Source organism: Peptoniphilus sp. (assembly GCF_022767005.1).
In the GTDB taxonomy this organism is placed as follows: domain Bacteria; phylum Bacillota; class Clostridia; order Tissierellales; family Peptoniphilaceae; genus Peptoniphilus_A.
This window is the reverse complement of sequence record NZ_JALEOV010000001.1, coordinates 1-8,118: the sequence shown is the minus strand read 5'-3', so window position 1 is coordinate 8,118 and position 8,118 is coordinate 1. Positions and strand designations below refer to the sequence as shown.

8 protein-coding genes are annotated in these 8,118 nt (G+C 31.0%); 4 read left to right on the top strand and 4 right to left on the bottom strand.

Annotated elements, in window-relative coordinates; all coding sequences use genetic code 11:
* Positions 1-49 precede the first annotated feature (49 nt).
* Positions 50-799: an IclR family transcriptional regulator gene (locus tag MR285_RS00040; protein ID WP_293557075.1), complete on the top strand. Its 750-nt coding sequence runs from the start codon at positions 50-52 to the stop codon at positions 797-799.
* A gap of 105 nt (positions 800-904) precedes the next feature.
* Complete coding sequence (locus MR285_RS00035; RefSeq protein ID WP_293557074.1) at positions 905-2,794, top strand: ABC-F family ATP-binding cassette domain-containing protein; 1,890 nt, start codon at positions 905-907, stop codon at positions 2,792-2,794.
* A gap of 267 nt (positions 2,795-3,061) precedes the next feature.
* On the opposite strand, the gene MR285_RS00030 is transcribed toward MR285_RS00035, so the two are convergent.
* The 3 genes from MR285_RS00030 to MR285_RS00020 form a co-directional block, all read right to left on the bottom strand.
* Entirely contained in the window at positions 3,062-3,709 is a 648-nt protein-coding gene (locus tag MR285_RS00030) for a racemase (RefSeq protein ID WP_293557073.1), read from the bottom strand.
* An 86-nt stretch (positions 3,710-3,795) separates the two neighbouring features.
* Positions 3,796-4,689 (bottom strand): DUF368 domain-containing protein, encoded by an 894-nt coding sequence (locus MR285_RS00025; RefSeq protein ID WP_293557072.1) that lies wholly within the window; start codon positions 4,687-4,689, stop codon positions 3,796-3,798.
* A 111-nt stretch (positions 4,690-4,800) separates the two neighbouring features.
* A complete protein-coding gene (locus tag MR285_RS00020) occupies positions 4,801-5,526 on the bottom strand; it encodes a hypothetical protein (RefSeq protein WP_293557071.1) in 726 nt (241 codons plus the stop codon).
* 441 nt (positions 5,527-5,967) lie between these two features.
* Between MR285_RS00020 and MR285_RS00015 the strand changes: the two genes are divergently transcribed.
* Together MR285_RS00015 and MR285_RS00010 are read left to right on the top strand one after the other, a co-directional pair.
* On the top strand, positions 5,968-7,437 hold the full coding sequence (locus tag MR285_RS00015; protein WP_293557070.1) for a sodium:alanine symporter family protein: 1,470 nt from the start codon (positions 5,968-5,970) through the stop codon (positions 7,435-7,437).
* 113 nt (positions 7,438-7,550) lie between these two features.
* A complete protein-coding gene (locus MR285_RS00010) occupies positions 7,551-7,901 on the top strand; it encodes a phage holin family protein (RefSeq protein WP_293557069.1) in 351 nt (116 codons plus the stop codon).
* Positions 7,902-7,944: 43 nt separating this feature from the next.
* On the opposite strand, the gene MR285_RS00005 is transcribed toward MR285_RS00010, so the two are convergent.
* The coding region (locus tag MR285_RS00005) for a DUF4298 domain-containing protein (protein ID WP_293557076.1) at positions 7,945-8,118 on the bottom strand (174 nt) is incomplete at its 5' end.

Below are 8,118 nucleotides of genomic sequence, written 5' to 3'. Positions count from 1 at the left end.
GTGAAATACTTTTCATAATATGGTATAATTTTGTTTGGAAGGTGAAAAAATGATTCAAAGTTTAGTTAAGGCAGCAAATGTTTTAGACGCATTGAAAAATGAAAATCGAGAACTTACAATTGCAGAAATATCTGAATTTTTAAATATACCGCCAAGTACAGCTCACAGAATTTTATCTACGCTAATTGAAATTGGCTATGTGTCTAAGGACGAAAGGACACACCTTTACGGACTTGGACCATCACTTATACCCCTTGGTATAAAGGCATCATCAAAACTAGATCCACAAGCAGTAGGAAAATCTGTATTAGAAAAATTATCTGAAATAACAAAGGAAGATTCCTTTTTTATTATAAAATCTGGCGACAAGGGTCTTATGCTTTTAAAATCAGAAGGCAAACACACTTTAAAAATCGTTGAAAATTTTGGTATTGAAATTGATCTTCACAAGGGCGCTATTAGAAAGACTATCCTCGCTTTTCAGCCAGAGGAATACATCAACTATTATTTAAAAAAGGATCTTTCTGATTATTTAGATTCACCAGTGGATAAAGATGCACTTAAAAAAGATTTAATAGAAATAAAAAACAAAAAAATTTCCGTCTCCGACTCAGAATACATTGAAGATGCAATTGGCATTGGTGCTCCTGTCTTTAATTATAAGGATGTCTTGGTTGGAGCTATTGGCGTAGTTCTTCCAAAGGAAAGAGTTACTGAGGAGATAAAAAAGGAATATATAGAGGCAGTTAAAAACTGTGGCATTGAATTTTCAAAAAACTTGGGACATTCAGAGGCTTAATAAAGTTGTGTCAAATAATCTTGACACAGCTTTTTTATTTGTTTTGGATGTTGCCAATCTTTTAATGAGGTTAATTATTTGTTAAAATGTACCTGGGAGGTCATTATGCCAATACTTAGTTTAACAAATATTAAAAAATCCTATATTGACGAGGAAACTATTAAAGATGCAAGTTTAATAGTGGAAGAAGGCGACAAAATTGGCCTTATTGGAATTAATGGAAGTGGAAAGTCCACTCTTTTTAATATAATTACTGAAAATTTGTCCTATGATGATGGAGAAATTTTTAGAAAAAAAGATTTAAAAATCGGTTATTTAGAGCAACAACTTAATTTACATCAAGAGGGCAGTATTTACGATAATTGCCTTTTTATTTTTAGAGATTTAATTGAACTTGAAAAAAATCTTAGAAGGCAAGAACATATTATTGCTGAAAATCCTAATAATTTGGAAGAAGAATTAAATAAATATCAAAGGATGCAAGATGAATTTCACAAGCTAGATGGATACTCCTTTCACTCTAGGATTAGGGGGACTTTAATTGGGCTTGGTTTTATCGAGGATGATTTTGATAGAGACATTTCAACTCTTTCTGGTGGTCAGAAATCGCGCGTGGCTCTTGCAATGCTTCTTCTTGGGGATGCCGATCTTCTACTTCTCGATGAGCCTACAAATCATTTGGACATAGATGCAATTTCTTGGCTTGAAAAATACTTAAAGGATGTAAACAAGGCAATTATTATAATTAGCCACGACAGATATTTTTTAAATAACATTGTATCTAAGGTCGTCCTTTTGGAAAATGGAGAAACCAAAACTTATTTGGGCAATTACGACAATTACATGAGGCAGAGAAAAAAGGATTTCGAGGTTTTAAAAAGACAATACGAGGATCAACAAAAGGAAATTAAAAGACAGGAAGAAATTATAAAGCGATACCTTAGCCTTGGCCGCGACAGATTTATAAAACAGGGCAAGAGCAGAAAGAAAATGTTAGACAAGATGCAAAAAATCGAAATGCCATCTTCAAATAAAAAGACAAATCTTTCCTTTGCTACAAATAAGACTTCTGGCAAGGATGTTTTAGAGATAAAAAATCTTTCAAAGTCCTTTGGCGACAATTTGGTTTTTCACGACTTAAATGCCTCTGTCTATAAAAATGATAAAATTGGACTTATTGGTCCCAATGGAGTTGGCAAATCAACTTTATTTAAAATCATTGCGGGAAAAATTAGTCAAGACTCTGGCGAAGTAAAAATTGGCTCCAATGTCGACATTGCTTTTTTCTATCAAGAGCTAGACAATTTAAACTTAAATAACACCGTCATGGACGAAATTTGGGACGAGTTTCCAAAACTTGAACATTTTCAAGTGAGAAAATATTTGGCTGAATTTCTCTTTGTTGGCGACGATATTTTTAAAACTATTGATGAACTTTCTGGCGGCGAGCGTGGAAGACTTTCTCTGTTAAAAATTATGTTAAAGGGTGCAAATTTTTTAGTCCTTGACGAACCTACAAATCACTTGGATATTGACTCAAAGGAAATACTTGAGGATGCACTTCTTAAATACGAGGGTACTGTCCTTTCTATTTCTCACGACAGATATTTTTTAAATAAAACTGTGGACAAAATTTTTGAAATGAAAAAAGACGGCATAAACACTTTTTTGGGCAATTATGATTATTACTTGGAAAAAACTACTGAAGTCGAAACTTTAGATGATAATTACAAGTCAAAGACCGAAATTGCAAAGGTAAAACGAGAAGAGAGAGAAGAACGTCAAAAAAACAAGGCGCTTCGCAAAGAAAGGGAAAAAATTGAAAGTGAGATTGCTAATATTGAAGAAAAGTTATCCACAATCGACGAAAAACTTGTAGACTCTAACACTTACAAGGATTATCAACTAGCAAATGATTTATCAATAAAGCGTGAAAGCCTTGCAAATACTCTTGAAGAGCTTTACGAAACTTGGATGGAATTGGAAGAAAATTAAAAGATTTTTAAAAAAGTTTTCCACAAGTATATTTGTGATGCCTACTTTATCCCCAAAGTTATTCACATTATCCACAGTTAAAGCAAAAATTTTTTAAAAAGTAGTGCACATTTAATACACATTTTGAAAAAATTATCATTAAACAAAAAAAATCTCTAATTTTTCAAATTTTTAACTTACTTTTTACAAAAAATGTACAATTTTATCCACAGATTTAAAAAGTTATCAACTTCTGTGCATAATAATAGAGCTGAAAAACAGCTCTTTTTATTTTGATTTTAGTTTGTTAATCATGTCCTCTGCGGGATCTAGAATTTCAATATCTGTCAATTTTTTAAATTCCTCTTTCATATAGGGAAAGTGGGTACAAGCTAAAATTATCGCATCTGGCTTTTTTTCCATGGCGTTAAAAAATTTAAAGAGTTCCTTGAGTCCAAGCTTAGATACAATATCTCTTGGCAAAGTTTTCTTTTCAATTTCTTCAACTATGGAAAGCATCCCAATGGAAATTGTATTTCTAAAAGTTTTTTCTGAGATGATCTTATCTATTCCATGGGCTGATTTTGAATTTGCCGCAAGGATTACTATGTCTTTATAGTAATTGTCGAGATTTTTGTAAAAGTCAAAGGGAGTTATAATTTCAATGCTTTGACGTCGAGTTAAATCGTCTACATCGATGGATGCTGAGAGAGAATTGCAATAGATAAAAATTTTTGCTGCACCTTCATTTTTTGCCTCAACTATTTTCTTTTCAACAATATTTGTTAGCTCATCCTTTGAATAATATTGAAGATAGGATTGCTCCTTTGGATTTTTTGAAATTGGAAAACTAAGGGCGTCAAAACCTCTTGATTTTAAAAGTTCCACTCCCATCTTTGTGTCGACAAAAGTTCCTGCAAATACTCCTACTTTCATTTCATCACTTCCTTAAAATAAATCAATCTTCCTAAAAATCTATATTTTTTTTAATTTTCCATAAATATTATATAAAATGTTGAAATTTATTCCACTGCCCCTTTCTTTTTTGTACTTGTAAAAATCTTTATGATTTCCAAGATAAATAAAATTATTATTCCAATGAAAAACCCAAATGGACTAAAATTTTCTATATTTAATGCTACATTTCCCCTTATAGTAGTAGGCCCCATAATAATTGCATAAAGGGAGCCTATAATCATTCCGATAATTAGGTAGAGCATCTTTCCCCGACTTTTTCTCATTTTATCTCTAATAATTCTTATAGACATAAAAATTCCAAATAAAATTCCAAGGGACATTACCACTAAGGGCATAATCTTTTCAAAATTAAATCTTAAAACTTCACCCACTGCTTCCACTATGGGAATGTAAACTCCTGCAATGAGAAGTATTGATGAGCCAGAAATGCCCGGCAAGACCATGGCAGAAATTGCCACTGCCCCCGATATAAATAAATAAAAATAGTCAAAGCTATTTGGATTAACTAAGTCAAAGCTTCCCATGAGTTTGCTCCTATTCCTAAGATAAACTAAAAGGGCAACTACAAAAATTCCCATAAAAATAAAATAAAATTTGTCTTTATGTTTTTTTAAAATTTCTATTTCGCTTTTTATGACAAAGGGAAGGGACATAATAGTTAGTCCCAAAAAAACAGAGCTCATAAAGTAAATTTTACTTTGAAATAATTCTGACAAGAAAAAAATACTAAGTAGTAGTCCAAATACCCAGCCTAGTCCCAACTTTAAGAGATAAAAAAAAGAAGATTTTCTTCCACCTTTTTCTCCTTCAAAGAACTCATGAAGTGATTCAATAAATTTATCATAAAATCCCAGTATAAAGGCAATAGTTCCGCCACTCACTCCTGGAACGGAGTCGGCTATTGCCATCATCATTCCGTTAAAAATATCAATTAACATAATTCCTCCATTTAATCTATGATAACATTTATTTGGAATTTTAATTATTAATTTATTGTAAACTTTCTTAAATTTATATTAAAGATCCACTGCATTTTTGCAGTGGCAATATTATAAAATCTCTTGGTCTTTTCTTATATCTCCATAAATTTCTTCGATATTGTCTAAATATAAATCAGAAATTCTCGCCATATATATGGGAGTAATTACTACAAAGCCAATTATTGCAGCTACTGCAAGTATAGATACAATTATTATAACCAAGGGCATAGTCTTTACTGCTATTGCTAATAAAATTAGCATAATACTTAAAACTATTGGAATCATGTAGACTTTTAATAATGTGATAAGAGTCTGTGAAAATAATCTTATTCCTGATTTAAAAATAAGTTTTATGTTTTGGGAAAAAGATAAATCTCTATATCGCTCATCTGCCATGACAAAGTTCAAATAAGCAAATATCAGTGAAATAAGAGTAGTAACCAAAATATATAAAATTGAAATAATTGGTATAATCTTTCCATTGTCCATATCACTTAGTACTAATCCAGTACCTGAAGTTAATGTTGAAAGTAAAATTGTAACAACACTAATTAAGCCAATTAAAATATTAGCCAAAAAGACTTTTCCTGTAATTGTCTTTATTCCCCTTAAATAATCTGAAAAAGTGCCTTCTCTCGTGTATAAAAGTCCCCTGCAAACAATATAATTTCCAATCCAAAAAATAATAGGTCCAATTATAGATACATTTTCATCAGAAATTCTGTCAAAAATTCCAGCTATAACTCCCATTAATAGTAATATCAATATTATAGATCCATAACTATATTTTCTCATTGTCTCCTCCTTTGTTTCATATAAAAATACTATCACAAATTGAAACACAGTTAAAGTATTTATAATACTATTGGTATCGATTTCATTTTGTGCTATAATAAATTTTAACTGAGGAGGTGAATTTTTTATTATTGAAGTTTAAAATTCAATAAAATCGAGAGATAAAATTTATGTAAATTGCACCATTGCTCATATTTTATTTTTAAATTCTAAAAATTATTTATAAATAAATTTTTAATTTTTCAAAATAAATAATTCTGCAATCAATTTCAAATATCTCTTATTACAAGGTCGTGAGAAGTTGTATTTACTGTTTTTAAGGGAAATCTTCTCAATAGAAAATAATCTTATTATTTGCACTTTATATTAATGTTGAAAATTATTAAAAAGATTAATTTTCCAATGACCTTTGACAAAATTTATAAATTATAAGGAGCAATTATGGAAAATATAATTCAAACTATTCATGAAATAGGAAATTTAATGGGACAAAAAATGTATGGTGACGCTTTTTCCATGACTACAGGTCTTTTAAGTGATACTATCTATACATATCTTTTAATTCCTCTACTACTTGGCATTGGTCTTTACTATACTTTCAAGATTAGAGGCGGACAAATAACTAATATTGGACACGCAATAAAATTAATTTCAAAACCTGCTGAAAGCGAAAATGCTATTTCACCTTTTAAGGCATTTACAATTTCTGCGGCATCACACATTGGTACTGGTAACATAGTAGGTGTTGCAGCAGCAGTATCTATTGGCGGTCCTGGTGCAGTATTTTGGATGTGGGTTACAGCACTTATTGGTGGTGCTTCATCCTTTGTAGAAAATACATTGGGTCAAGTCTTTAAAGAAAGAAATCCTGATGGAACTTTCAAGGGTGGACCTGCTTTCTACATGGAAAAAGCTCTTAAAAAACCAAAACTTGCAGCACTATTCTCAATAGTAATCTCCGTAGTATATGGTATTAACTTCAATGCAATGCAAGCAAATACTATTGCAGCTGGCTTCAATTCATCCTTTGGCTTTGACAAAAAAATTATCGCACTTGCACTTATAATAGTATCAGGTCTAATAATATTTGGCGGACTAAGAAGAATTGCCGATGTAACAAGTTTATTAGTTCCATTTATGGCAATTATTTATATGGTAGTTGTATTATTTATAGTTATCAAAAACATCAAACTTGTCCCACATATGTTTGGACTAATCTTTGGCGGAGCTTTCTCACTTAAAGCTGGCTTTGGCGGATTATTTGGTACTGCAATATTAAATGGTATAAGACGTGGACTATTCTCTAACGAAGCTGGTATGGGTGCTGTACCTAACGCATCAGCAGTAGCAGATGTATCTCACCCTGCAAAACAAGGTCTTATCCAAGCTCTTGGTGTATATCTTGATACAATCTTAGTTTGTTCAGCAACAGCTTTCGTAGTAATATTAGCAGGTGAAGGAATTTACGCATCAGATTTAAAGGGACTTGAAATTACACAAGCTGCTCTTGCAAATGAAGTAGGTGGATGGTCAAATTACTTCTTAACATTCTGCGTATTGATGTTTGCATTCTCTTCAATTATCGGTAACTATTACTATGGTGAAAACAACATCTTAAAATTAAACCTTGGTAAAAACTCATTAAATATTTATAGAATTCTAGTTCTTATAGCAGTTGTACTTGGTTGCATTGGCGACTTCTCAATTGTATGGAACACTGGCGACGTATTCATGGGTATTATGGCAGTAATAAACTTAATAGTATTGATCTTCTTAGGAAAAATTTCTGTTGGAGTTTATAATGACTACATTAAACAACTTAATGAAGGAAAAGACCCTGTATTTCATCCAGAAGATGTAAAAGAACTTAAACCATATATGAGTGAAATCACTGCTTGGGACAAAAAATAAAATAAAAAATAAAAGTCGTAGCTAGTCTGCGACTTTTTTATTGCAAAAATTTAATTATTTTTAAAATTACAGTATCTTTGATATATGTTAAAATAAAATAGAAGGAGGAAATCATGAAAAAAATATTTGGAGTATTAGTGGCAAATTTTTTGTCCTTCTACATATTAGATCTATTGTTTGATAATATTTATTTTACTAAACCAAGTGCCTTCGTAGCAATGGCAATAATATTTTCACTAGTAAACCTAACAATAAAGCCAATATTAAAATTACTATCATTGCCAATTACAATAGTAACACTTGGCTTGTTCTCCCTTGTGATAAACGCAGTAGTTCTTGAAATTGCCTTTAATCTAGTTTCTACTGCATATATTGGAAGCTTTGGCACAGCCTTTTGGGCTAGTATAGTTTTAAGCTTTATAAATAATATTATAAGAGAAATAATTGGCAAAAACTTCAACTAAAAAATCGCAGTCTTATAAAATGGCTGCGATTTTTAATAAATAATTAGCGATTTTTTAAAACTTTAGTAGCAAGTTCAATCATATCAATGGCAACATTAAAATTTTCGCAAAAAAGATTGTAGACGGCATCTTCAGAAAGAACGCCACAAAGCAAATCTGCTGGAAGTTCGCCCTTGTCATAACTTTCTAAATCATCAAAGTAAACTTCTGAATTGTA